Below are 23,379 nucleotides of genomic sequence, written 5' to 3'. Positions count from 1 at the left end.
GATGAAACAGGAACCCTCTGTCGTGAGTCAGAGAACCCCCACCGTTCACGGTGAGGAGGATGTCAATGATCAGGTCGATACGGTCGCCACCGCCGCCGCCACCCCGGATACGCCGCAGCCGTACGCCGAGCTCGGCCTCAAGGACGACGAATACGCCCGGATCAGGGATATTCTGGGGCGCCGGCCCACTGATGCCGAGCTCGCCATGTATTCGGTGATGTGGAGCGAACACTGTTCCTACAAGTCCTCGAAGGTGCATCTGCGCTACTTCGGTGAGACGACCACCGAAGAGATGCGTTCGGCCATGCTCGCCGGTATCGGCGAGAACGCCGGTGTGGTCGATATCGGCGACGGCTGGGCGGTCACCTTCAAGGTGGAGAGTCACAACCATCCCTCTTACGTCGAGCCGTATCAGGGCGCGGCCACCGGTGTCGGCGGGATCGTGCGCGACATCATGGCCATGGGTGCACGTCCGATCGCGGTCATGGACCAGTTGCGTTTCGGCGCTGTCGACGCGCCCGATACGCGCCGGGTACTGGACGGCGTGGTGCGCGGGGTCGGTGGTTACGGCAACTCCCTGGGCCTGCCCAATATCGGCGGCGAAACTGTCTTCGACGCGTCGTATCAGGGGAATCCGCTGGTCAACGCACTGTGTGCAGGCGTTATGCGGGTCGAGGACCTGCACTTGGCCTTCGCCTCCGGCGCCGGGAACAAGATCATCCTCTTCGGGGCACGCACCGGGCTCGACGGTATCGGCGGCGTCTCGGTGCTCGCCTCGGACACCTTCTCCGGGGACGATTCCGGGACCGGCCGCAAGAAACTGCCGAGCGTCCAGGTGGGCGATCCGTTCACCGAGAAGGTGCTGATCGAATGCTGTCTGGAGCTGTACCACGCCAGGCTGGTCGTGGGTATCCAGGACCTCGGCGGCGCCGGGCTGTCCTGCGCCACCTCCGAACTGGCCGCCGCCGGTGACGGCGGCATGCGTATCGAACTCGACCGGGTACCGCTGCGTGCGGCCGATATGACCCCCGCGGAGGTCCTGTCGAGTGAATCGCAGGAGCGGATGTGCGCGGTGGTGACTCCGGAGAACGTGGACGCCTTCCTCGCGGTCTGCGCGAAATGGGATGTGCTCGCCACGGTGATCGGTGAGGTGACCGACGGCGAGCGGCTGGAGGTCACCTGGCACGGCGAGACCGTGGTGGACGTACCGCCGCGCACCGTCGCCCACGAAGGCCCCGTGTACGAGCGCCCGGTGCGGCGCCCCGCCGACCAGGACGCGCTCAACGCCGATACCCCGGACAACCTGCCCCGGCCCAAAACCGCCGAGGAACTGCGCGAGACCCTGCTGAAGTTGGTCGCCAGCCCGCAGCTGTGCAGCCGCCGCTGGATCACCGAACAGTACGACCGCTACGTCCGCGGTAACACCGTGCTCGCCGAGCAGGCCGACGCCGGCATGATCCGCATCGACGAGGAGACCGGTCGCGGTATCGCGCTGGCCACCGACGCGTCCGGCCACTACACCAAGCTCGACCCGTACACCGGCGCACGGCTGGCCCTGGCCGAGGCGTACCGGAACGTGGCGGTCACCGGTGCCACTCCGAAAGCGGTCACCAATTGCCTGAACTTCGGGTCGCCGGAGGATCCGGGCGTGATGTGGCAGTTCCAGCAGGCCGTGCGCGGCCTCGCGGACGGCTGTGTGGAACTCGGTATCCCGGTGACCGGCGGCAATGTCAGCTTCTACAACCAGACCGGTGAGAACGCCATCCTCCCGACTCCGGTGGTCGGTGTGCTGGGTGTCATCGACGATGTCCACCGCCGGATCCCCACCGGACTCGGCCTGGAGCCGGGGGAGACGCTGATCCTCTTGGGTGATACCCGCGACGAATTCGGTGGTTCGGTCTGGTCGCAGGTGGCCCACGGCCATCTGGGCGGACTGCCCCCGCGGGTCGACTTCACTCGCGAGAAACTGCTCGCCGATGTACTCACCGCGGGCTCGCGCGACGGCATGATCAGCGCCGCCCACGACCTGTCCGAGGGCGGGCTGGCGCAAACCGTCGTCGAAGCCGCCCTGGCCGGCGAGACCGGCTGCCGCATCCTGCTGCCCGAGGATGCCGACCCGTTCGTCACGCTGTTCTCCGAATCGGCGGGACGCGTACTGGTCGCGGTGCCGCGCTCGGAGGAGACCCGCTTCACCCGGATGTGCACTGCGCGGGAGCTGCCCTGGGTGCGTATCGGTGTCGTCGACCAGGGTTCGGATTCGGTCGAGGTCCAGGGCCAGTTCTCGGTCCCCATGGCCGAGCTGCGCGCCGCGCACGAAGGCACTCTGCCCGCGCTTTTCGGCGGTCACGCCTGACCCCGGACCACGGCTGGCGCGCCGGAGGTGACCCGGGCCACCCTCCGGCGCCGGTCCCGCCCGCCATACTGGACAGGTGCTGGAAACCGCCGATTCCGTGACCAGATTGCGGCGGCGGTGTGTCGCCGTGGTCCGGCGGACCGAGCGGATCATCGATCTGAACTATGTGGGTCTGGTGGTCGCGACGGTTTTCTTCGCACTGTCGGTCTCACCGTCGCTGCTCCCGCGCGACTGGATGTTCCAGGGGCTGATCAGCGGGATCAACGCGGCCATCGGGTACGGCGTGGGCTGCCTGCTGGAATGGCTGTTCCGCCTGTGGGTGCGGCCCCGGCTCGCCCGGATCCCGTCCCCGCCCACCTGGACCCGGTACGCGATGAAGTCCGCTGTGGTGATCACGGCCGCGGTGAGCGCGGGCTTCATGCTGGTGCAGTCGGCGCACTGGCAGCGTGAGATCACCGCGCTGATGGGGATGGAAGGCACCACCACGCCCGCGTATCTGCGTACCGGCGGCCTGAGCGTGACGGTCGGGGTACTGGTGGTCGCCTGCTACCGCACCGTACGTGAACTCATCCTCTACCTGGCCCGCCAGCTGAACCGCTGGGTGAAGATCCCGCGTGAGCTGGCTCCGTCGGCGGGTTTCCTGGTTCTGGTGCTACTGGTGGTGACCCTGTTCAACGGGGTCGCCTCACGCGCCTTCTTCGCCGCTGCCAACTCGGCGTTCAGTGTGCGCAACGACTACACCTCCGAACATGCCGTGCAACCCGGCCTTCCCGAACGCTCGGGCAGCCCGGAGTCCTTGGCGCCTTGGGAGACCCTCGGGTTCGAGGGCCGCTGGTTCGTCTCGCACGGACCGAGCGCCCAGCGCATCTCCTGGGTCACCGGCCGGCCCGCCGAGGAACCGATCCGCGCCTACGTCGGACTGGAATCGGTCGAGGGCACCGAGATGAGCCAAGCCGATCTGGCGGTCGCCGAACTGGAGCGGACCGGTGCCTTCGAAAGGGAAGTGCTGGTGGTGGTCACCACCACCGGGACGGGCTGGGTCAACTCCATGGCCGCCAACGCGATCGAATACATGTACGGGGGAGATTCCGCGCTCGTCGCCACTCAGTACTCGTACCTGCCCAGCGCGCTGTCTTTCCTGGCCGATCGTGACAAAGTCGCCGCGTCGGGCCGGGCGCTGTTCGACGCGGTGTACCGCCATACTCTCACCCGCCCGGCCGAGGACCGGCCGAAGTTGCTGGTATACGGCGAGAGCCTCGGCTCCCAGGGGTCCGAGGGCGCGTTCGACGGGCTGGCCGATCTGCGCGAGAAGGTGGACGGTGCTCTGTGGGTGGGTCCGCCGAACTCCAATCGCCTCTGGCAACAGTTCGTGAGCCGGCGTGATCCGGGGTCGCCGGAGACCGAACCGGTCTACGCGGACGGCCTGGTGATCCGATTCGCCGGTGACCGCGACGATCTGGACCGTCCCGGACCGGAATGGCGGGCGCCGCGGATCGCCTATCTGCAACATGCCTCCGACCCGATCGTCTGGTGGTCACCGGATCTCGTCTTCTCCCGGCCGGATTGGTTGTCGGAACCCCGCGGCCCCGATGTCTCGCCGCGAATGCGCTGGGTACCGCTGGTCACCTTCTGGCAGGTCAGCGCGGATCTCACCAATGCGCAGGGCGTCCGGGACGGTCACGGCCATCGGTACGGCAGCCTGGTACTGGACGGGTGGGCCGCGGTCACCAGTCCGCCGGACTGGAATCCCGGACTGGCGGAGCGGATCAGGCTCGAGATCGAAGCCTACGAAGCGTATGAGCGGGAAGTGAAGTGAAAGCCCGGATACTCGCCGCGGTGACCGCGCCACTGCTCTGGAACAACTGGCTGCTGCCTCGTCTCGCGCTCGATCGGCGTGGCCGCACTGTTGCCAATACGGCGGCTGCCACCGGCTACGCTCTGATGTTCGACGGCCGCCCGAACTGGATTTCCGGGCGGGGCCTCCGCTATGGGATCGGATGCGCCGGGGTCGTCGCCGCGGGATACGCGGCGGCACTGCTCATCCCGCCGGTGCGCCGGACCCTCGGCGGCTCGAATGATCGGGCCGCGGATGTGAGCACCGTGGAATGGGTCGCTGTGCATATTCTCCTCGGCACCGTCTACACCGAGGAACTGATCTTTCGAGGCACGCTGGATCCTCTACTGGACAGCGAATTAGGAAGTAAGGCAGGTTCCGTCGCCGGTGCGGCGGTCTTCGGGCTCTGGCATGTGCACCCGGCCCGCGCCGCGGGCGACAACATCTGGGCGACCGTCGGGTTCACCGGCGTCTCCGGCTTGCTTTTCAGCGCCCTCGACCGGCACACGGGAAGTGCCACCGCGCCCGCGCTGCTGCACTGGTCGGTCAACGCCGGCGGCGCTGTGCTGTCCCGCCTGGCCGCGTCCGCTCCGCCGGAAGTCGGCCGGCCATCGTCGGAGCGCGTCGAATCGCGGACATCTCGGTGATGATCACATCGGGCTTCGTGTCGATCTGTGGACGGGCGGTGTGGCCGCCGCAGTGCAGCCCGGACAGCCCCGCTGTCACGGTGGTCGAGAATTTCGCCGCGCGTGTGTATTTCCCAGGAGCGCCGCCTTATCCGCGCCGACCCCGGGCGCGATCGCCCCGATGATGAAACACTTCGCCGGTGAGATTGATCGACAGCGATGGGTACGGCGTGGAGCTCTCTGTTGCCGGATACCAGTTTCCGGAACATATCGATCCGCGAATCCGGTACAGCTGGCTGGTGATCGCCGGCACCGCCAACTGCCCCGAGGGGAACTGGTCCTTCCGCTGGCAGGCGTTGAGTCTGGACGACACGGTCGAACTGGCGGACTGGCTACGGCGGATCGCCGCCGAGGCCGGAACGAGCGGTAAGCCGGCGCACGGTCCGGCTCGGCTGGCCTTCACCGAACCCAACCTGAGTTTCACGGCCACCCGCGACGGCGGTGAGATCGCGTTGGCGATCGGTCTGGATCTGGAGTTCTCTCCCCCCTGGAATCGGCGCGCCACCGCGGGCTCACCCTTCGTCGTCGACGCCCGGCTCGCGCCCGCCGATATCGCCACCGCCGCCAAAGACCTCGGCGCCGAAGTGGACAGTTATCTGCCGCCCGGCGGGCGCCTGCTCGGCCGCGCCAGATGAGCTGCGCGCGCGGCCTGTACGCGAGGTGCGCTACCGGGTGATATCGCCCACGTTGCGCTGGGTGGCGCGCGGGGCTTATGGCTCGGCGACACCGGGGATCGCCCCGGCGGTCCGGCAGGGTCCCCGCGAAAGCCGGACCACTCACTGTTTCAGCAGGTGAAAGGGGGGTTAACTGGGTATTGCGGTTTGCTGGACCATCTCGCCGCCGGTCCCGGCTCCCGGTGGTGGGGCCCGAGACACCGCTTGCTGCCGGAGTGCTGATCCGGTGACGCGCAAGCGCGACACACCCGTAGAATGACGAGTGCCCCCACACCCGCCCTACCAGGGAGCGCACGGTGACCCACGCCGACCAACCGGCTGTCAGCAATCCCACCGCAACCGACGAGACCGAGAACCCGCCCCGCGAGGAATGCGGAGTCTTCGGAGTCTGGGCTCCTGGGGAGGACGTGGCCAAACTCACCTACTACGGCCTCTATGCCCTGCAACACCGCGGGCAGGAAGCCGCGGGTATCGCGGTCTCCGACGGCTCACAGGTGCTGGTCTTCAAGGATCTCGGCCTGGTCAGTCAGGTATTCGACGAGCAGACCCTGGCCGCCATGCCGGGCCATGTCGCCATCGGCCACTGCCGCTATTCCACCACCGGAGCCACCACCTGGGAGAACGCGCAGCCGATCTTCCGCACCACCGCCGTCGGTTCCGGGCTCGCGCTCGGCCACAACGGCAACCTGGTCAATACCGCCGAACTGGCCGACCGGGCACGTGAGCTGGGCCTGGTCGCCGGCCCCGGCCGCCCCGGAGCGGTCTCGGCGACCTCCGATTCCGATGTGATGACCGCGCTACTGGCGCACGCGTCCGCGGATTCGAGTATCGAACAGGCCGCCATGGAGTTGCTGCCCACGGTGCGTGGCGCCTTCTGCCTGACGTTCATGGATGAGCACACTCTGTACGCCGCCCGCGATCCGCACGGTGTCCGCCCGTTGGTACTGGGCCGCCTGGAACGTGGCTGGGTGGTCGCCAGCGAGACTGCCGCCCTCGATATCGTCGGAGCCTCCTTCGTCCGCGAGATCGAACCGGGTGAATTGCTCGCCATCGACGCCGACGGTGTCCGCTCGTCGCGATTCGCCAATCCCGAACCGAAGGGCTGCGTTTTCGAGTACGTGTACCTGGCCCGCCCCGACAGCGCGATCTCCGGGCGCTCGATCCACGCCACCCGCGTCGATATCGGCCGCCGCCTCGCCGCCGAGCACCCGATCGACGCCGACCTGGTCATCCCCGTCCCCGAATCAGGCACCCCCGCCGCCGTCGGTTACGCGCAGGGATCCGGCCTGCCCTACGGACAGGGCCTGATGAAGAACGCCTACGTCGGCCGGACCTTCATCCAGCCCAGCCAGACCATCCGCCAGCTCGGTATCCGGTTGAAACTCAATCCGCTGCGCGAAGTGATCCGCGGTAAACGCCTCATCGTGGTGGACGATTCGATCGTCCGCGGCAACACCCAGCGTGCGCTCATCCGGATGCTCCGTGAAGCCGGTGCCCTGGAAATCCATGTCCGGATCGCCTCCCCGCCGGTGAAATGGCCGTGCTTCTACGGTATCGATTTCGCCTCTCGCGCCGAACTGGTCGCCAACAACGCCGGCATCGACCCCGCTGGTGCCGGCGGCCCGTCCACCGACCCGGACGCGATGCACGACATGGTGGAGGGTGTCCGCCGCTCCATCGGCGCCGACACCCTCGGCTACATCTCGATCGACGGCATGGTCGCCGCCACCGAACAGCCCCGCACTCGCCTGTGTTGTGCCTGTTTCGACGGCGACTACCCGATCCCGCTGCCCACCGAGGCCGCTATCGGCAAGAACCTGCTGGAATTCGGCGGCCGCTCCCAGTCCCGGGTCCTCACCGAGAACGCCAACGCCAGCGCCCTCAGCCGCCCCTGAAGTAGGTGTCGGATCAATCGGAGTGGGATCCTGTATCAAGGTGAGATCTGGCCCTGGCCGTAAAGGGTGTGGCCCACCACCGACCTCCGACTCGCCTGTCCCTTCACTACCTTCTGATGGTCCACATCCGCGGTCGGGGCCCGCCCCGGTTCTGGAGCGACGAAGCGAAGGAGCGCAGCGACTGAGCGCAGGAGTGAAGAACCGGGGTTAATAGGGCCCCGACCCCGCCCCGCCGAAGGCGGGGCAAATAAACACAGCCCGCCCCCCCGCCGTCCGAGCCGACGCCATAAACTCTGAGCAGGCAATTATCCGCTGATTCGGTTTGGAGCTTTCCCCGACAATGACTGAGCAGAACCCCACCGGTGCCGGTGCGTCCTATGCCGCAGCTGGAGTGGATATCGAGGCCGGTGACCGGGCTGTCGAGTTGTTCGCCCCGCTGGCGCGCAAGGCGAGCCGTCCCGAGGTGCAGGGCGGGATCGGTGGCTTCGCCGGATTGTTCGCGCTGAAGAAGAGCTATCGGGAGCCGCTGCTGGCTTCGTCGACCGACGGGGTCGGTACGAAGATCGCGGTGGCGCAGGCCCTGGACAAGCACGACACCGTGGGGCTGGACCTGGTGGCGATGGTTGTCGACGATCTGGTGGTCTGCGGGGCCGAGCCGTTGTTCCTGCAGGATTACATCGCGGTCGGCAAGGTGGTGCCGGAGCGGGTGGCCGAGCTGGTGGCGGGTATCGCCGAGGGGTGTGTCCGTGCCGGATGCGCGTTGCTGGGTGGTGAGACGGCCGAGCATCCGGGGATGATGGGTGCTCAGGATTACGATCTGTCGGCGACCGGGGTCGGTGTGGTCGAGGCCGATGATCTGCTCGGGCCCGACCGGGTCCGTCCGGGTGACGTGGTCATCGCCATGGGCTCGTCCGGATTGCATTCCAACGGCTACAGTCTGGCGCGCAAGGTGCTGCTGGAGATCGACCGGATGGCGCTGACGGGGCATGTGGAGGAGTTCGGCCGCACTCTCGGTGAGGAGTTGCTGGAGCCGACCCGTATCTATGCCAAGGATTGCCTGGCGTTGATAGCCGAGACCGATGTGCGGACCTTCTCGCATATCACCGGCGGCGGCCTGGCCGCGAACCTTGCCCGGGTGTTGCCCGCGGGGCTGGTGGCCGAACTCGACCGCGGGACCTGGAATCCGGCACCGGTTTTCAAGATGATCGCGCAGCGCGGCCGGGTGGACCGGGTGGAGATGGAGAAGACGTTCAATATGGGCGTCGGAATGGTCGCCGTGGTGGCGCCCGAGGATGTCGATCGCGCGCTGGCGGTGCTGACCGCCCGCCATATCGAATGCTGGACGCTGGGCAGCGTGAAGAAGGCCAAGGATGTGGATGCCCCGCGTGCGGTTCTGCTGGGCGATCATCCGCGCTTCTGATCCCATGGATGCCGCGACGGCCGGTTCGCCTTCTCTACGAAGGCGTTCCGGCCGTTGTGTTTCCGCGGTGTATTCCGGCGTGTGATCGTGTTCTGTCGCCGGTTGTGCACCGGAGGTCGAATACCACCCGGGGCGAACCCGGGCCAGCGAGCCGTAAAACGCCGGTTCGACGAGCAGGCGGCCCGATGGGCCGCCCGTTCGTTCTGCTGCGGTGCCGTGATCAGATGCTGCGTTCCGGACCGGGTCGCCGGTTCACGTCGTCCACCGCCGGGAAAACCAGCAGGAAACGGCGCGAACCGGCGTCAACGGTCAAAGGGGAGGCCCTGCAGCCTCCCCCGAGCGTATACATCTGGTCAGCGGCGCCAGTCGTCGTACTTATCTTCGTCGTCCCACTTGGGCAACGAGTCGTCCGCGTCGTGCTCATCCGAGAGGACACCACCGGGATAGGCGTTGTCGCTACCGGAAAGCTCGCGCTGAAGGCTCGAGAAGTCGGTCGACGGCGAGCTGTACTTCAACTCGCGTGCAACCTTGGTCTGCTTTGCCTTAGCCCGGCCACGGCCCATGGCTGACCCCCTCGCGTCACAGCGGGGCGGCCTGGGGATTGGTGGCGGCCCCGTTCGAATTAATATCTTCCTGACAGACACTTTAGCGCGTGTCCGGCCGTCGCGCTTCCACGAGTCGGCTATCCGCCGGTTCGACGGACCGGTTTGCCGATGTTTCGCCGCTCAGTCGCCAGGCGTAACCGCACCGGGTATGGCGCGGATCACACCCACCCGGGTTCCGCCGCCCAGAACGGGTGGGGCCGCGAGGGCTGCCAGCTCGTCCGACCAGGCGACACCCATACGCTGCAGGACTGCCATGGTCAGCGGGATTCTGGCGCGGTCGGCGCCGTCGTCGATTTTGTAGGCGAAGGCGCGGCCGTCCGGTAGTGCTCCCGCGTGCACACCGTCGGCACCGATCTTGCAGATCAGTTCCGGGACCGCGTTCATCGTCAGCAGATCAGGGCCGTTGGTGCCGGAAATCACCCGCGGGTGCGCGCGCAACGCCGAGGCGATTCTGCGTTCGGGTGTGCCTTCGGGGGCGGTGGCCAGGGTCGCGAAGGCGCGCGCCAGATTCGTCAGCGATACCGGGACGATGGGCAGTCCGCAGCCGTCGATCCCGAGATCGGTCTCCGGCTCCCCGGTGATATCGATGATCTGGGCCAGTATCGCCTGCTGTAGCGGGTGGGTGATTTCGGTGTAGCCGGTGACCGGCCAGTCGTTCAGCGCGCAGGCCGCCAGCATGGCGGCGTGTTTGCCGGAGCAGTTCATATAACGCTTGGCGGGTTTCTCGCCGCGGTAGAGCACCCCGGCCCGGGTCTGCTCGTCACCGGGCAGGTCGGGCGGGCAGGCCAGGTCGTCTTCGCCGAATCCGAAACGATCCAGCAGTCGTTCGACCAGTTCGATATGTTCGGGTTCGCCGGTATGCGAGGCGGTCGCGATGGCCAATTCCGCATCGTCGACGGGGGCGAATCCGAGTTTCAGCAGGGTGAGCGCCTGCAGGGGTTTGTTCGTGGATCGCGGATAGATCGGCACGTGCACCGAGCCGGTTTCGAAGGTCGGTTCGCCGTCGGACCCGATGATCGCCACCGAGCCCCGGTGCACACATTCCCGGAACCCCGAGCGCATCACCTCGACCAGATCGACGCTCATCCGGTCGCCTCCTGTTCCGGGGTCGGCCCGCTCACCGCGGTGGCCGCGCGGCGTCGGGTGTGGCGGGCAATCTGTGCGCGGACCTCGTCGGAGACAGTGGGTTCGGCGGTGAGCAGATACTCGAGCCGTTCGGGATCGGCACCGGTGAACACATCGCGGACGGTGATGCCGTGGTCGGGGACGTGGACGACCTCGACCCGGTCGCCGGCGCCCAGCTCGCCTTCGGTCAGGACCCGGAAATAGCATCCCGTGTCCGCCCGCAGGGCGAAGCGGCGCACCCACTGCCGTTCGCCGGACCAGTGCCCGAAGGTGGCGCACGGCACCCGGGGTGCGCTGACCTCGAACAGCGCGCCGCCGACGAGACAGCGCGCGCCGAGTACCGCATCGCTGAGCGGGAGGCCGGAGATCCGCAGGTTCTCCCCGAACCAGCCGGGAGCGAGAGTGCGTCCGAGTTCGGCCGACCAGGTCCGCGCGTCCTCCTCGGCGTAGCCATAGACCGCTTGGTGGATGCCGCCGTGGTCGCGGGTGTTGCATACGTGGTCGCCGTCGAGGCCCAGCCGTCCGGCTCGCACCCGTCCCGGCACCGGCCGTTTGTCGATGGCGCTGCGCCCGACCCGGCCGGGCACGTCCAGATCGGCGTGCACGACACATGCGGCCAGTACTCGCCCGGTGTCGCCGACCCGCATGACGTTCTCCTCTCGGCTCATCGTCGAGTGCCGGTCAGCGGCCACGGAGCCGTTCGACGGCGCGGCGGCCGGCCTGCGGGGCATCGTCTGTGACCAACGAATCGGGGTCGATGGCCGCGGCCGTGCTGCCCACAGTGAGCTGGGTGTCGGCGGGAACCGACCGTTTGACCAGGGCCAGGGCGATGGGGCCGAGCTCGTAGTGGTCGATCGTCGTACCGAGGACGCCGACCGCGCGGCCACCCGCGGTGATCGGTTCGCCGGGGGCGGGCCGCTCGTCGGCGGAGCCGTCCAGGTGCAGCAGGACCAACCGCCGCGGTGGTTTGCCGAGGTTGTGCACCCGGGCCACGGTTTCCTGGCCGCGGTAGCAGCCCTTGTCCAGGTGGACGGCGCCGTGCTCGTCCGGCCCTCCGATCCAGTTCACCTCATGGGGAATGGTGCGCTCGTCGGTATCGAGTCCGATCCGGGGCCGGACGGCCGCCACCCGCAGCGCCTCGTAGGCCCACGATCCGGCCGGTTCGGCGCCGGCGGCGGTCAGTTCGCTCCACCGGGACATGAGCTGGTCGCGGGGCAGGATCAGATCGAAGGAGTCGGGGGAAGGCCAGGGCATCCGTCGTAGGAAGCCACCGGCGGGTATCGCGAGTGCCTCGTAGGTATCGGGCAACCGGTCGATACCCAGTGCGCCGATCAGCGTATGGGCGCGCGGCCCGATCAGGCTCAGTACCGCGTGATCGGCCGCCGCGCGCGGCTGAGCGTCGGCCCAGAACACCATTTTGGTGAGGAAATCCAGCAGCCCGGGACCCCGGTCGGCTTCGGTATCGATCCACACCGTCGAGTCCAGTTCGGTGAGCACGAAATGGTGCAGGACCCGGCCGTTGAGGTCGAGGTCCAGATTCTCCGCGGAGCGGCCGTCACCCAGTTCGGTGATGTGCTGGCTGGTGATGGTGTGCAACCAGCTGAGCCGTTCGGCGCCGGTCACGCTGAGCACGAAACGGTGGGAGCGATCCACGATCGCCACCCGCTCGGTCGCGGCACGCTGTTCGCCGAGTGGGTCACCGTAATGCCAGGGGACGGATTCGTCCGGAGAACCGGGTGGGGCCGCGACGGCTCCCGGTACTGCGAGGACAGGGCTGGGTGCGGCGAGCGCGGACACAGCGTCCACTCTAGGAGCTCATCGCCCGGTCGCGCATCAGCGGGGGGTTGACCAGGCGATTCGGGCTACGGTCGGTCTTCGCCGGGGCGTATGGGGACCAGCGGCAGCCAGCGGCCGATCTCGGGGGCCCGGCTACCGGAGGCCTCCACTGTGCCCGCGGCGACGGCCGCCGCGAGATCCTGTAGTCCGGTCGCCAGCAGCAGCCAGGTCCGCGGATCGGTTTCCACGACGTTGGGCGGGGTGCCGCGAGTGTGCCGGGGCCCTTCTATGCACTGCACCGCGACGAAGGGCGGGACCCGCACCTCCACCGAATGTCCGGGGGCGGCCGCGGCCAGCGCTCGTGCGGTACCGCGGACCGCCGCCGCCAGATCGGCACGGGACGGCGTCGGACGGGACTCGTCGAGCAGCCAATCCCGGACCGCCGTCACCGCGGCTCGCACCACGCCCGGGTCGATATCCGTTCGTCGCGCCATTGCCCGACCTTAGGCGTACCTCCGCCTCCGCTCCAGCCGTGCGCGTTCTGCGTACCTCCGCCTCCGCTCCAGCCGTGCGCGTTCTGCGTACCGCGGCCTTCGCCTCAGCCGTGCGCGGTCTGTTGATGGGCTCCGCTGGGCCGCGCCCACCGGGCCACACCGGAACCGGTTCGATCGAAATGGTGGACCCGAACGGTCACTTGCGGTAGCGGAGTGCGGCATCGAGGAGACATTGTCCGAGCTGCCCGGCTTTCTGTCCGTCATGGCGGGCGGTGTTGGCCTACGCTCGTGCGCATGGTGGATCGAGTTCTTGTAACACTCGACGGCGAGGTCCGCGACGCGGACCAGCCGTTGTTGTATGCCGACGATATCGGCGTCCTGCGTGGCGACGGGATTTTCGAAACGGTTCTGATCCGCGGTGGCACGGTCTGCGCGCTCGATTTCCATCTTGCCCGGCTGCGCCGCTCCGCCAAGGCACTCGATCTACCCGAACCCGATCTGGCGCGGTGGCGGAACGCGACCGAGACCGCGGCCAAGGAATGGGGCAGCGAAGAAGAAGGGGTCATGCGCCTGGTGCTGACCCGCGGGCGGGAGAGCGCGCTCGGCGGCCCCAAGGCGGGGCTGCGTTCGGGTGAGCTGTCCGAGGCGGTTCCGGTTCCCACGACTTTCGTGATGGTCACGGGTCTGGGGGAGCGGGTGGCCGCGGCCAGATCCGAGGGTGTCGCGGTGGTCACGTTGACCCGGGGTATCTCGATCGACCTCGCCCAGGCGGCACCCTGGCAACTGCTCGGCGCGAAAACCCTGTCCTACGCGACCAATATGGCCGCGCTGCGGTTCGCGGCCCGGATGGGCGCCGACGATGTCATCTTCACCAGTACCGAACATCGCGTGCTGGAGGGCCCACGCTCGACAGTGGTGATCGCCCGGGGCAAGCAGCTGATCACCCCGCCGGCGAAAAACGGTGTGCTGCCGGGGGTCACCCAGCGGGCGTTGTACTCCGAGGCCGAGCGCCGCGGTTACGACTGCCGCTACGAACCGTTGTTCACCGCCGATCTCTTCGACTGCGACAGCATCTGGATGCTCAGCAGTGTGACCCTCGCCGCACGAGTGAATTCGCTTGACGGCGTACGGATGTCGGCGTCGGAGTCTGTTCCCGAGATCATCGCGATGGTCGATCGGGGTATCGAACGGGCCGGGACCATCGCCGATTGGTGACCTCCGGGGCGCCCCTGTGACCGGACCGTGCCGAATGTGACCGGAGCCGTAGCCCGATCGTGTGCGTATCGCTCGGCAAGTCGTGTCCGCCGACACATTGATCGGCCCGGGGTGACGCGTAGTCTGTGTCTACGACACGTCGTAGTAACAGGAGGCTCGGTGTGGACGCTCTGGATGTCTCGCGGTGGCAGTTCGGCATCACGACCGTCTACCACTTCTTGTTCGTACCCCTGACGATCGGTCTGGCGCCGCTCGTCGCGGGGATGCAGACGGCCTGGGTCGTCACCGGCAAGGAGCACTGGTACCGGCTCACGAAATTCTTCGGGAAACTGTTCTTGATCAATTTCGCGCTCGGTGTCGCCACCGGAATCGTGCAGGAATTCCAGTTCGGGATGAACTGGAGCGAATACTCCCGATTCGTCGGTGACGTATTCGGGGCACCTTTGGCGCTGGAAGGCCTGGTCGCCTTCTTCATGGAGTCCACCTTCATCGGGCTCTGGATATTCGGCTGGTCCCGGCTGCCCAAACTCGTCCACCTGGGCACCATCTGGATGGTGGCGATCGGCGTCAACGCCTCCGCGTACTTCATCATCGCGGCCAATTCCTTCATGCAGCATCCGGTCGGTGCCCGGTACAACCCGGAGACCGGGCGGGCCGAACTGACCAGCATCGTCGAACTGCTCACCAACAACACGGCGCTGGCCGCTTTCCCCCATGTGGTCGCGGGGTCGTTCCTCACCGCCGGCACCTTCGTCGCCGGGATCGCCGGCTGGTGGATGGTGCGTCGTGCCCGCAGCGGAGACCCGGACCAGCTGGCCGAGGCCCGCACCATGTGGCGGCCGGCGGCGCGGGTCTCGCTGCTCGTGGTGGTCATCTCCGGAATCGCGCTGGTGTACACCGGCGATGTCCAGGGCAAGCTGATGTTCGAGCAGCAACCCATGAAGATGGCCTCGGCGGAATCGCTGTGCCACACCGCGGTCGACCCGGATTTCTCGATCCTGACCGTCGGCACACACAACAACTGCGACAGTGTGACCCATGTGCTCGAGGTGCCCTTCGTGCTGCCCTGGCTGGCCGAAGGCAGGTTCACCGGGGTGGAACTGGAGGGCGTCGTCGATCTCCAGCAGGCCTTCAACGAGAAGTTCGGGCCCGGCGACTACCGGCCGAACCTCTTCGTCACCTACTGGTCGTTCCGGGCCATGATCGGTCTCGCCGCCGGATCCGCCCTGCTGGTGTTCGCCGGATTCTGGGTGACCCGGCGCGGCCGGGTACCCGACCAGCGCTGGTTCTCCTGGTTGAGCCTGCTCGCCATCCCGACCCCATTTCTGGCCAATGCGGCCGGCTGGGTGTTCACCGAGATGGGCCGTCAGCCCTGGGTGGTGGTACCCAATCCGACCGGGGACCAAGATCTTCGGCTGATGGTGCAGCAGGGTGTATCCGATCATTCCGCCGCGACAGTGTGGATCTCGCTGATCACATTCACCGTGGTCTATGGATTGCTGGCCGTCGTCTGGTTCTACCTGATGCGGCGCTATGTGCTCGAGGGACCGGAACGGCCGCCGGGTGAACCCACCGACGGGTCAGCGGAAAAACCTGTCGCCGAACAGCTTTCGTTCGCCTACTAGGAGCCGGGTATGGGACTGCAGGAATTCTGGTTCGTACTGATCGGAGTGCTCTTCACCGGGTACTTCGTGCTCGAGGGTTTCGATTTCGGAGTCGGCATGCTCATGCCGATCCTGGGCCGGGGCTCCGATGCCCGCCGCCGGGTGGTACTCAACACCATCGGCCCGGTGTGGGACGGCAACGAGGTCTGGCTCATCACCGCCGGTGGCGCACTGTTCGCCGCCTTCCCGGAGTGGTACGCGAGCATGTTCTCCGGCTTCTACTTCGCCCTGTTGCTGCTCCTGGTGGCGTTGATCCTGCGCATCTGCGCGATCGAATACCGCGGCAAGATCGACGATCCGCGCTGGCGGGCACGCTGCGATATCGGTATCGGGATCGGTTCCTGGGTGCCCGCGCTGGCCTGGGGCTGGGTGTTCGCCAATATCGTGCGCGGGGTCCCACTGGACGCGGATAAGCAGTTCACCGGCGCCTTCGGTGAACTGTTCAGCCCGTACGCGCTGCTGGGCGGGCTCACCACCGGGTTGCTCTTCGCCCTGCACGGGGCGGTGTTCCTGGTGCTCAAGACGGCCGGTGAAGTCCGCGACGACGCGCACCGCACCGCCCGGCTGCTGCTGGTGCCGACGGCACTGGCGGTGGGCGGCTTCGGCCTGTGGACCCAGTTCGCCTACGGGACCGGCTGGACCTGGATCTTGGTGGCGCTGGCGGTATTCGGTCTGCTCGGCGGTGCCGGTGCGCTGCTGGCGGGCCGGGACGGCTGGTCCTTCGCCGGTACCGCGCTCACCGTGCTCGCCGCCTCCGGGCTGCTGTTCGGGGCGCTGTTCCCGGATGTACTGCCCTCCACCATCGACCCGGCGTTCAGCCTGACCGTGGACAACGCCTCGTCTACGCCGTACACGTTGAAGGTCATGAGCTGGGCCGCGGTGATCGTGACACCGGTGGTACTGGGTTATCAGGCCTGGACCTACTGGGTGTTCCGCAAACGCATTAGTGTCGAGCACATCCCACCCGGAATCGGACTTCCACCCCGCGTTGTGATCGAGGAGTGACCCAATGGCCCGCCCGCCCGTGGACCCACGCCTGTGGCGGTACGCGCGTTCGGCGCGACGTTATCTCGCGCTGAGCGTTGCCCTTTCGCTGGTGACCACGGTGAGCATCGCCTGCGCGGCGGTGTTGCTGGGGCGAGTGCTGGCCGGGGTGATCACCGATCCCGCCCGTCGTTCACTCGGCTCGTGGACCGCGGAGCTGGTGTTCCTCGCGCTCGCCCTCGGCGGGCGGGTACTGGCGGCGTGGTGGCAGTCGCGGATCGCGCACCGGGCCGGTGCCCGGGTCGTCACCGAACTCGAACAGGCCGTTCTCGCCGCGGGTGCCGAACTTCCGCCCCGGGAACTGGAGTCCCGGCGTACGGAACTCGCGGTGGTGGTGGGCAGCGGACTCAACGGCCTGCGCGCCTACCTCACCGGGTATGTGCCGGCATTGCTGCTCGCGGTGCTCGTCGCGCCGGTCGTGCTGACGGTGATCGCGGTCCACGACCTCACCTCGGCGGTGATCGTATTGATCACGCTGCCGCTGATCCCGCTCTTCATGGTCCTCATCGGCCTGCTCACCGAAGGGCGGGCCCAGGAGACGCTGGAGGCCACCACCCGGCTCTCGGATCAGCTCCTGGACCTGTTCGCCGGTATGCCGACGCTGCGCGCCCTCGGCAGGGAGACCGGAGCGGCGACAGATACCCCCGGCCGCTCGATGAGCGGCCGCGTCCGCGAACTGGGCGATACGCTGCACCGGCGCACCATGAGCGCACTGCGGCTCGCGTTCCTGTCGTCGATGGTGCTCGAACTACTGGCCACTCTCTCGGTCGCGTTGGTCGCGGTGGCGATCGGTATGCGCCTGGTGCACGGTGATATGACCCTCTACGCGGGGATCGTGGCCCTCGTTCTCGCTCCGGAGGTCTACCTGCCGCTGCGTACGGTGGGTGAACGTTTCCACGCCGCCCAGGACGGAATGGCGGCAGCGGACCGGGCTTTCGCGGTCCTGGACCCTGCCGCCGGCGATGATCCGGTGGCGGGCCGGGAGGGGGTGCGCGGAGAAGTCGCCGGGTACCCGCGGATCCCGGCCGTCGACCTGGGTCGGGATGCCGGCGTACCCCCGCAGGCCGATTCGGTGCCGCTGGAGCGGAGCGAGGGCGAGCCGGCCCGGCCCACGACGATCCGTGCGGAACCGAGCTCGGAATCCCGAGCCGGAATCAGCGTCGGCCGACCACGACCCCGCCGCGACAGCTCTTCGGGCGCGGGTGTGATCGAACTTCGTGATCTGACGGTCGATTCCAGGGACGGTGCCGCCCCCGACCGATTGCATGCCGTCTTCCGCCCGGGCGCCGTCACCGCGCTGACCGGACCCAACGGCTGCGGAAAATCGACCGCACTGCAGGCGATCCTGGGATTGATCGAACCCACCCGCGGTGCCGTACTCGCCGACGGTATCGATATCCGGGAGATCCCCGCCGAACAGTGGTGGTCGCGACTGGCCTGGCTACCGCAGCGGCCGGTACTCGTGCCGGGGACGCTGCGGGAGAATCTCGAACTGCTCGGCGCCACCGTGGCCGGCCCGGCGCGCCGGGGCCCGGCCCGGGTGCTCAGCGAGCTGGACGCCGCCTGTGCCGTAACCGGTTTCGACGCCGTGCTCGAGGCATTGCCCGCCGGATGGGATACCGTGGTCGGGTCCGGGGGGATCGGACTGTCCCTCGGCCAACGGCAGCGGCTCGCGCTGACCCGGGTGCTGGCCGCGGACCGCGCGATCCTGCTGCTGGACGAACCGACCGCCCATCTGGATCCCGACAGCGAAGTCATGGTGGCGGCGGCACTCACCACACTGGCGCGTACCGGCGCGACGGTGGTCGTGGTCGCCCACCGTCCGGCCCTACTGTCCGCAGCCGACGAGATCGTCGCGGTACCGACGATCACCCCCCGAATGTCGCGATGAGCTCTCGAACCGAAACCACTCGTCTCCCGCACTTCCGGGCCCTTGCCGGCCGCCGCTGGGCCCGGTTCCGGCTGCTGCTGCGCGATACCCGGCAGATGTGGGAATTGCTGGAGATCCCGCGCCGCCGGCTGGCGATCTCGATCGGCTGGGGTGTGCTGACCCTGGGCAGCGCGCTGGGGCTGGCGGCGCTGGCCGCCTGGCTGATCGCCCGGGCCTGGCAGATGCCGCCGGTACTGGATCTCACCGTCGCAGTGGTGGCGGTGCGGGCGTTGGGTATCTCGCGCGGCGTGTGCCGGTACCTGGAACGGCTCGCCACCCACGATGTCGCCCTGCGTTCGATGACCGCGGCCCGCACCTCGGTCTACCGCGCGCTGGCCCGGGCCCCGCTGTGGCTCACCCGCAGGGCCGATATCCCGGATATCGCGCGGGGAGCCGGTCCGCCCACCGCACCGGGCGGACCCGGGGTGCCGGGCCGGTTGCGGCGCGGCGATGTACTGGTCCGGGTCGGTACCGATATCGACGATCTGGGTGCGGTGGTGGTCCGGACCTTCGTCCCGATCGCGGTCGCACTGGTGCTGGCGGTGGTGGCGGTCGCGCTGCTGGCCTTCATCTCGGTGCCGGCCGCCACAGTGCTGGCCGTGGCACTGGCGTTCGCCGGGATCGTCGCACCCTGGCTCTCGGCCCGGGCCGCGGCTGCCGCCGAGCGGTCGGCGCGGGCGGATCGGGCGGAATTCGCCGCGCACGCGCTCACCGTGCTCGATCACGCCGCCGAACTGCGGGTCGCCGGAAAGCTCGGGTCCGCGATGGATACCGCGGCCGCCGCGAATCAGCGCGCGCTGGTCGCCGAGGACCGAGCCGCCGGCCGGAATGCCTGGGCCGCGGCCGCGATCCCACTCGCGACCGGGGTGACCGTGCTCGCCGCTCTGCTGATCGGGATCATCGTCTACGGTCCCGGCGGTGGCGCGCCGGGCGCGATGACACCGATGGCGCTCGCGGTTCTGGTCCTGCTGCCGCTGTCCGCTTTCGAGGCGACCGGGCCGCTCCCGGCCGCCGCGCAGACTCTCACCGTCGCCCGTGCCGCGTTGCACCGGTTGCGCGCGGTATCTCCCGACCACCGCCCGGAGCCGGCCGATCGAGTCGACAGGATGCCGGCAGGCCCCGCCGAGTTGCCGGTCGTCGCCGAATCCGCGCCGGCGGATACCCGGCGGCGCTTCGGCACCGGCGGATACCCGCATCCGTTCCCCTACGCCGACAGCCGCGCCGACGGAGTCGTGATCGGCTGGGTGGGCGACGGACAGTGGCAGATCCCGGAGCGCCCGCAGGCATCGCGAGTGGTGGTGGTCGGACCCAGCGGCGCCGGTAAAACCACCCTGCTGATGGCCTGGGCCGGTCTTTTCGATCATCCGGACGAGCAGGTCCGGTTCTTCGCCGAGGATGCCCATCTGTTCGGTACCAGCGTCCTGGAGAACCTGCGGGTGGCCCGTGGTGATCTCGACACCGAAACCGCCGAACTCGCGCTGCGAACGGTCGGTCTGGGGGACTGGCTGGACGCGCTGCCGGACGGAGTGCACACCGACCTCCCCGGCGGCGCCGCCGCGGTCTCCGGCGGCCAGCGCCGGCGGATTCTGCTGGCCCGGGCGCTGGTCTCGCCGGCTCGCGCGCTACTACTGGACGAACCCACCGAACACCTCGACGCCGCGGCCGGTGCGGAACTCTTGCGCGCGCTGCTCGATATCGACAGCGGACTGGTCGCCGCCGAACGCGATGTGGTGGTGGTCACACATCAGCTACCGGCCGGGCACCGCGCCGGCCTGGTGATCACCGTCGATGAATCCGGCCAGGTACGGGCCGCTTTCGCCGACGGAGTGGTCACTCGTTACGCCCTCGACGAAATTCCGTTGCCGACTACCGCGGGTGGTGGCTAAGTTCGGAGTTACACAAGGAAGGAGGTGATCCCAAGAATGGAAATTCTCAGGACGCGTGAGGTGGCTACCAGCTGACGCTGTAGCCGGCTGTCCCCTGGATTCCGATCGCTTCAGCGCTCAGCGAATCCACGGTAGCCACCGGGCCCCCGAGCCCCCGATCTGTCCGATCGGGATCGGCCGCGAGACCACCGGTTTTCACACCGGAACTCGCGCCGATACGGCTCGGGGGTCGTTCTCTGTCCGGACCGGGGCACGCCGGGCAACGGGGCGCTCCCGGCGATTACGTGCCCCTCGGCCGGTGACGTGGGCTCGGCTCAGCCGATATAGCGCTGCAATCGTGCGGACAAGCGCGGCTCCAGCGGGCCGTCGGCCACCACGCGCTCCTCCACATAGGCCAGATCGCCACCCTCGACGATCCCGTACAGGCGTTTGGCGCCGCCCACCACCGCGCCGGTCTGACTGCGGATCACCACATCGGTGGCCAGCTCCCAGGACGCCTGGGTCAGGGCCGTGCCGTAGAACAGTTCGACGATTCCGGTGCTGTGGGTCAGCAGCAATTCCAGAACCTCGTCGTTGCCCTCGACGCCGACCCGCCAGAAGCCGCTCTCGCGCAGATCGGGTCCGCCGTAACTGCCGTCTGATTCGACGAACCAGGAACGCGAATCCCAGCTCAGATAGTCGCCGCCGTCATGGGAGACCACGATCTGCTGCCCGAAGCGATAATCCCCGCGCTCGGGGTTGTTGCCCTCGCCCTCGCCGCGCCAGACGCCGACCATCGGCAACAGCGCCAGCATGGCCGGATTCAGATCCGGGCCGAGGCGCAGATTCGCTGTCTCGTCGGGGAGCGGGAGGTCCGGGAGCACCGGAATATTGCGGCCGCCGGTCGCCCTGGCGCGCTCGGCCGCGCCGGCCACCGCACGATCGCCGCTCAGCGACGACGGGGTCGCGTCGGAACGGCCGTGGCCGTTCTGACCGTGACTATCCGCCGGAGGCTTTCCGTTGCTGTTGTCGCTCGCTCGCTCGGCCGGATCGGAACCCTCGCTCGCGAGATCGCTCATGATTCGGTGAACAGCCGGTAGAAGACGTACAGGCCGAACCATCCGATGAGGATCGATACGGCGATCAGCAGAATCTCGAAGAAGAGGACCACGCTGTAATTCTATGCGTCGCCTCCGGCGCGGCGGGGCGGGGGCTGTGTTTTTTGGCGGCGCCTGCGGCGCCGCGGGGCGGGGCCCTATTAACCCCGGTTCTTCACTCCGGCGCTCAGTCGCTGCGCTCCTTCGCTCTGTCGCTCCAGAACCGGGGCGGGCCCCGCCTGCTGAGGTGGACCATCCGGAGTAGACGGGAGGTTGGTGTGGAAGTGCGCCTTGACCAGGCTCGGTGGGTTCCGGGCTCTGTGTGTGCGGAATGGTCGCCGACCTCTTGATGGCCGACTGCGCGCGCTCAACTGCCTCGCTCCTTTGCGGAATCGGGCGGGCCCACCAGTGAACCGGCCGTCCGGGGCTGCGACGGCATGGGTGCGCTCGGACACTTCGGTGGAAATGGCACGGCCCGGGATCGCCCCGCGGGGGAGGCGTATCCCGGGCCGTGCGGTCTCGCGTCTACTTCGAGACGGCGACGTCCAGGTTGTGGATGCCCGGGCTGTCGGGACGGAGCTCGGCTGTGCCGTTGCCCGCGGAGGAGAGCGCGCGCAGCGTCCAGGTGCCCGGCGCCGCGAAGAAACGGAAGTCACCGGTGCCCGACGCGACGACCTCGGCGGTGAAATCCCCATTGCCGTCCAGCAGTCGCACGAATGCGCCCGCCACCGGCTCGCCGTCCGTGGCCAGGACACGGCCGGTGATGACCGTTTCCTTCTCCACATCGACCCCGGCCGGAATGGCCTGGCCCTGGGTAGGTGCTGCACACATTGTGGTTATTCTCCCAACTCGATAGGGGCGCCGACGAGCGAGCCGTATTCGGTCCAGCTGCCATCGTAGTTCTTGACGTTCTGGTGCCCGAGCAGCTCCTGCAGCACGAACCAGGTGTGCGAGGAGCGCTCGCCGATACGGCAGTAGGCGATGGTCTCCTTGTTGCCGTCCAGCCCGGCCTCACCATAGATCTCGGTGAGTTCGGCATCGGAGCGGAAGGTGCCGTCCTCGTTCGCGGCCTTGCTCCACGGCACGCTGATCGCGCCGGGGATGTGGCCGGGACGCTGGCTCTGTTCCTGCGGCAGATGCGCGGGGGCCAGGATCTTGCCCGAGAACTCGTCGGGGGACCGCACGTCGACCAGGTTCTTGGTGCCGATGGCCGCGATGACCTCGTCACGGAAGGCCCGGATGGTGTTGTCCGGCTCGGCCGCCTTGTACTGGGTGGCCGGACGGCTGACGGCATCGGTGGACAGCGGGCGCCCGTCGAGCTCCCACTTCTTGCGGCCGCCGTCGACCAGCTTGACGTCGTTGTGGCCGTACAGCTTGAAGTACCAGTAGGCGTAGGCGGCGAACCAGTTGTTGTTGCCGCCGTACAGGATCACCTGGTCGTCGTTGGCGATACCACGCTCGGAGAGCAGCGCGGAGAACTGCTCCTGGTTCACGAAGTCGCGACGAACCTGATCCTGCAGGTCCTTCTTCCAGTCGAGCCGCACGGCGCCCTCGATGTGGCCGCCTTCGTAGGCGGTGGTGTCCTCGTCGACCTCGACGAAGACGACGCCGGGGGTCTTGAGGTTCTCTTCGGCCCAGTCGACGGAGACCAGGACATCGGAGCGAGCCATGTTTTCCCTTTCAGTGGTGACAGCGATTGCAG

Annotated in this window: 19 protein-coding genes; 11 read left to right on the top strand and 8 right to left on the bottom strand. The window is 68.1% G+C overall.

The window, feature by feature from the left end; genetic code table 11:
• The first annotated feature begins 22 nt into the window (after positions 1-22).
• The 6 genes from purL (at position 23) to purM (ending at position 8,862) form a co-directional block, all read left to right on the top strand.
• Positions 23-2,353, top strand: coding sequence for a phosphoribosylformylglycinamidine synthase subunit PurL (gene purL / locus IEY68_RS20055; protein ID WP_189094397.1), 2,331 nt, complete (start codon positions 23-25; stop codon positions 2,351-2,353).
• A gap of 76 nt (positions 2,354-2,429) precedes the next feature.
• Positions 2,430-4,169 carry an alpha/beta hydrolase gene (locus IEY68_RS20050; protein ID WP_058853233.1) on the top strand — a complete coding sequence of 580 codons (1,740 nt, stop codon included), beginning with the start codon at positions 2,430-2,432 and terminating at the stop codon, positions 4,167-4,169.
• Between the two features lie 20 nt (positions 4,170-4,189).
• On the top strand, positions 4,190-4,834 hold the full coding sequence (locus IEY68_RS20045; RefSeq protein WP_229718880.1) for a CPBP family intramembrane glutamic endopeptidase: 645 nt from the start codon (positions 4,190-4,192) through the stop codon (positions 4,832-4,834).
• Between the two features lie 179 nt (positions 4,835-5,013).
• Positions 5,014-5,508, top strand: a complete 495-nt coding sequence (locus IEY68_RS20040; RefSeq protein ID WP_189094396.1) for a WapI family immunity protein — start codon at positions 5,014-5,016, stop codon at positions 5,506-5,508.
• Positions 5,509-5,843: 335 nt separating this feature from the next.
• Complete coding sequence (purF, locus tag IEY68_RS20035) at positions 5,844-7,442, top strand: amidophosphoribosyltransferase (protein ID WP_058853230.1); 1,599 nt, start codon at positions 5,844-5,846, stop codon at positions 7,440-7,442.
• A 340-nt stretch (positions 7,443-7,782) separates the two neighbouring features.
• Entirely contained in the window at positions 7,783-8,862 is a 1,080-nt protein-coding gene (gene purM / locus IEY68_RS20030) for a phosphoribosylformylglycinamidine cyclo-ligase (RefSeq protein WP_058853229.1), read from the top strand.
• 353 nt (positions 8,863-9,215) lie between these two features.
• On the opposite strand, the gene IEY68_RS20025 is transcribed toward purM, so the two are convergent.
• The 5 genes from IEY68_RS20025 to IEY68_RS20005 all read right to left on the bottom strand — a co-directional run bounded on the left by IEY68_RS20025 (position 9,216) and on the right by IEY68_RS20005 (position 12,862).
• Entirely contained in the window at positions 9,216-9,425 is a 210-nt protein-coding gene (locus IEY68_RS20025) for a DUF3073 domain-containing protein (protein WP_058853228.1), read from the bottom strand.
• A gap of 162 nt (positions 9,426-9,587) precedes the next feature.
• Positions 9,588-10,553 carry an asparaginase gene (locus tag IEY68_RS20020; RefSeq protein ID WP_058853227.1) on the bottom strand — a complete coding sequence of 322 codons (966 nt, stop codon included), beginning with the start codon at positions 10,551-10,553 and terminating at the stop codon, positions 9,588-9,590.
• Positions 10,550-11,239 (bottom strand): MOSC domain-containing protein, encoded by a 690-nt coding sequence (locus IEY68_RS20015; RefSeq protein ID WP_058853426.1) that lies wholly within the window; start codon positions 11,237-11,239, stop codon positions 10,550-10,552. The genes IEY68_RS20020 and IEY68_RS20015 overlap by 4 nt, the downstream gene beginning before the upstream one ends.
• 34 nt (positions 11,240-11,273) lie before the next feature.
• Positions 11,274-12,389 carry a CAF17-like 4Fe-4S cluster assembly/insertion protein YgfZ gene (ygfZ, locus tag IEY68_RS20010; RefSeq protein WP_058853425.1) on the bottom strand — a complete coding sequence of 372 codons (1,116 nt, stop codon included), beginning with the start codon at positions 12,387-12,389 and terminating at the stop codon, positions 11,274-11,276.
• A 65-nt stretch (positions 12,390-12,454) separates the two neighbouring features.
• Positions 12,455-12,862, bottom strand: coding sequence for a sterol carrier family protein (locus IEY68_RS20005; RefSeq protein WP_058853226.1), 408 nt, complete (start codon positions 12,860-12,862; stop codon positions 12,455-12,457).
• 294 nt (positions 12,863-13,156) lie between these two features.
• Here IEY68_RS20005 and IEY68_RS20000 point away from each other — a divergent pair, with 294 nt between their 5' ends.
• From IEY68_RS20000 to cydC, 5 genes are all read left to right on the top strand, one after another.
• Positions 13,157-14,077: an aminodeoxychorismate lyase gene (locus tag IEY68_RS20000; RefSeq protein ID WP_058853225.1), complete on the top strand. Its 921-nt coding sequence runs from the start codon at positions 13,157-13,159 to the stop codon at positions 14,075-14,077.
• A 161-nt stretch (positions 14,078-14,238) separates the two neighbouring features.
• A complete protein-coding gene (locus IEY68_RS19995) occupies positions 14,239-15,702 on the top strand; it encodes a cytochrome ubiquinol oxidase subunit I (protein WP_058853224.1) in 1,464 nt (487 codons plus the stop codon).
• Positions 15,703-15,711: 9 nt separating this feature from the next.
• Positions 15,712-16,746, top strand: coding sequence for a cytochrome d ubiquinol oxidase subunit II (gene cydB / locus IEY68_RS19990; RefSeq protein WP_058853223.1), 1,035 nt, complete (start codon positions 15,712-15,714; stop codon positions 16,744-16,746).
• Positions 16,747-16,750: 4 nt separating this feature from the next.
• Positions 16,751-18,676: a thiol reductant ABC exporter subunit CydD gene (gene cydD, locus IEY68_RS19985; protein WP_058853222.1), complete on the top strand. Its 1,926-nt coding sequence runs from the start codon at positions 16,751-16,753 to the stop codon at positions 18,674-18,676.
• Positions 18,677-18,771: 95 nt separating this feature from the next.
• The gene (gene cydC, locus IEY68_RS19980; protein WP_058853424.1) at positions 18,772-20,601 is read left to right on the top strand and encodes a thiol reductant ABC exporter subunit CydC; all 1,830 of its coding nucleotides are present in this window, start codon (positions 18,772-18,774) and stop codon (positions 20,599-20,601) included.
• A gap of 314 nt (positions 20,602-20,915) precedes the next feature.
• Here cydC and IEY68_RS19975 read toward each other — a convergent pair whose 3' ends face one another.
• The 3 genes from IEY68_RS19975 to IEY68_RS19965 form a co-directional block, all read right to left on the bottom strand.
• Positions 20,916-21,659 (bottom strand): heme-binding beta-barrel domain-containing protein, encoded by a 744-nt coding sequence (locus IEY68_RS19975; RefSeq protein ID WP_058853221.1) that lies wholly within the window; start codon positions 21,657-21,659, stop codon positions 20,916-20,918.
• 543 nt (positions 21,660-22,202) lie between these two features.
• Positions 22,203-22,508 (bottom strand): DUF1416 domain-containing protein, encoded by a 306-nt coding sequence (locus IEY68_RS19970; RefSeq protein ID WP_058853220.1) that lies wholly within the window; start codon positions 22,506-22,508, stop codon positions 22,203-22,205.
• A 5-nt stretch (positions 22,509-22,513) separates the two neighbouring features.
• Positions 22,514-23,347: a sulfurtransferase gene (locus IEY68_RS19965; protein ID WP_058853219.1), complete on the bottom strand. Its 834-nt coding sequence runs from the start codon at positions 23,345-23,347 to the stop codon at positions 22,514-22,516.
• Positions 23,348-23,379 lie beyond the last annotated feature (32 nt).

It is taken from the genome of Nocardia jinanensis, assembly GCF_014645735.1.
Classification (GTDB): domain Bacteria; phylum Actinomycetota; class Actinomycetes; order Mycobacteriales; family Mycobacteriaceae; genus Nocardia; species Nocardia jinanensis.
The sequence above is the reverse complement of the archived record's forward strand: the minus strand, read 5'-3'. Positions and strand labels throughout refer to the sequence as shown.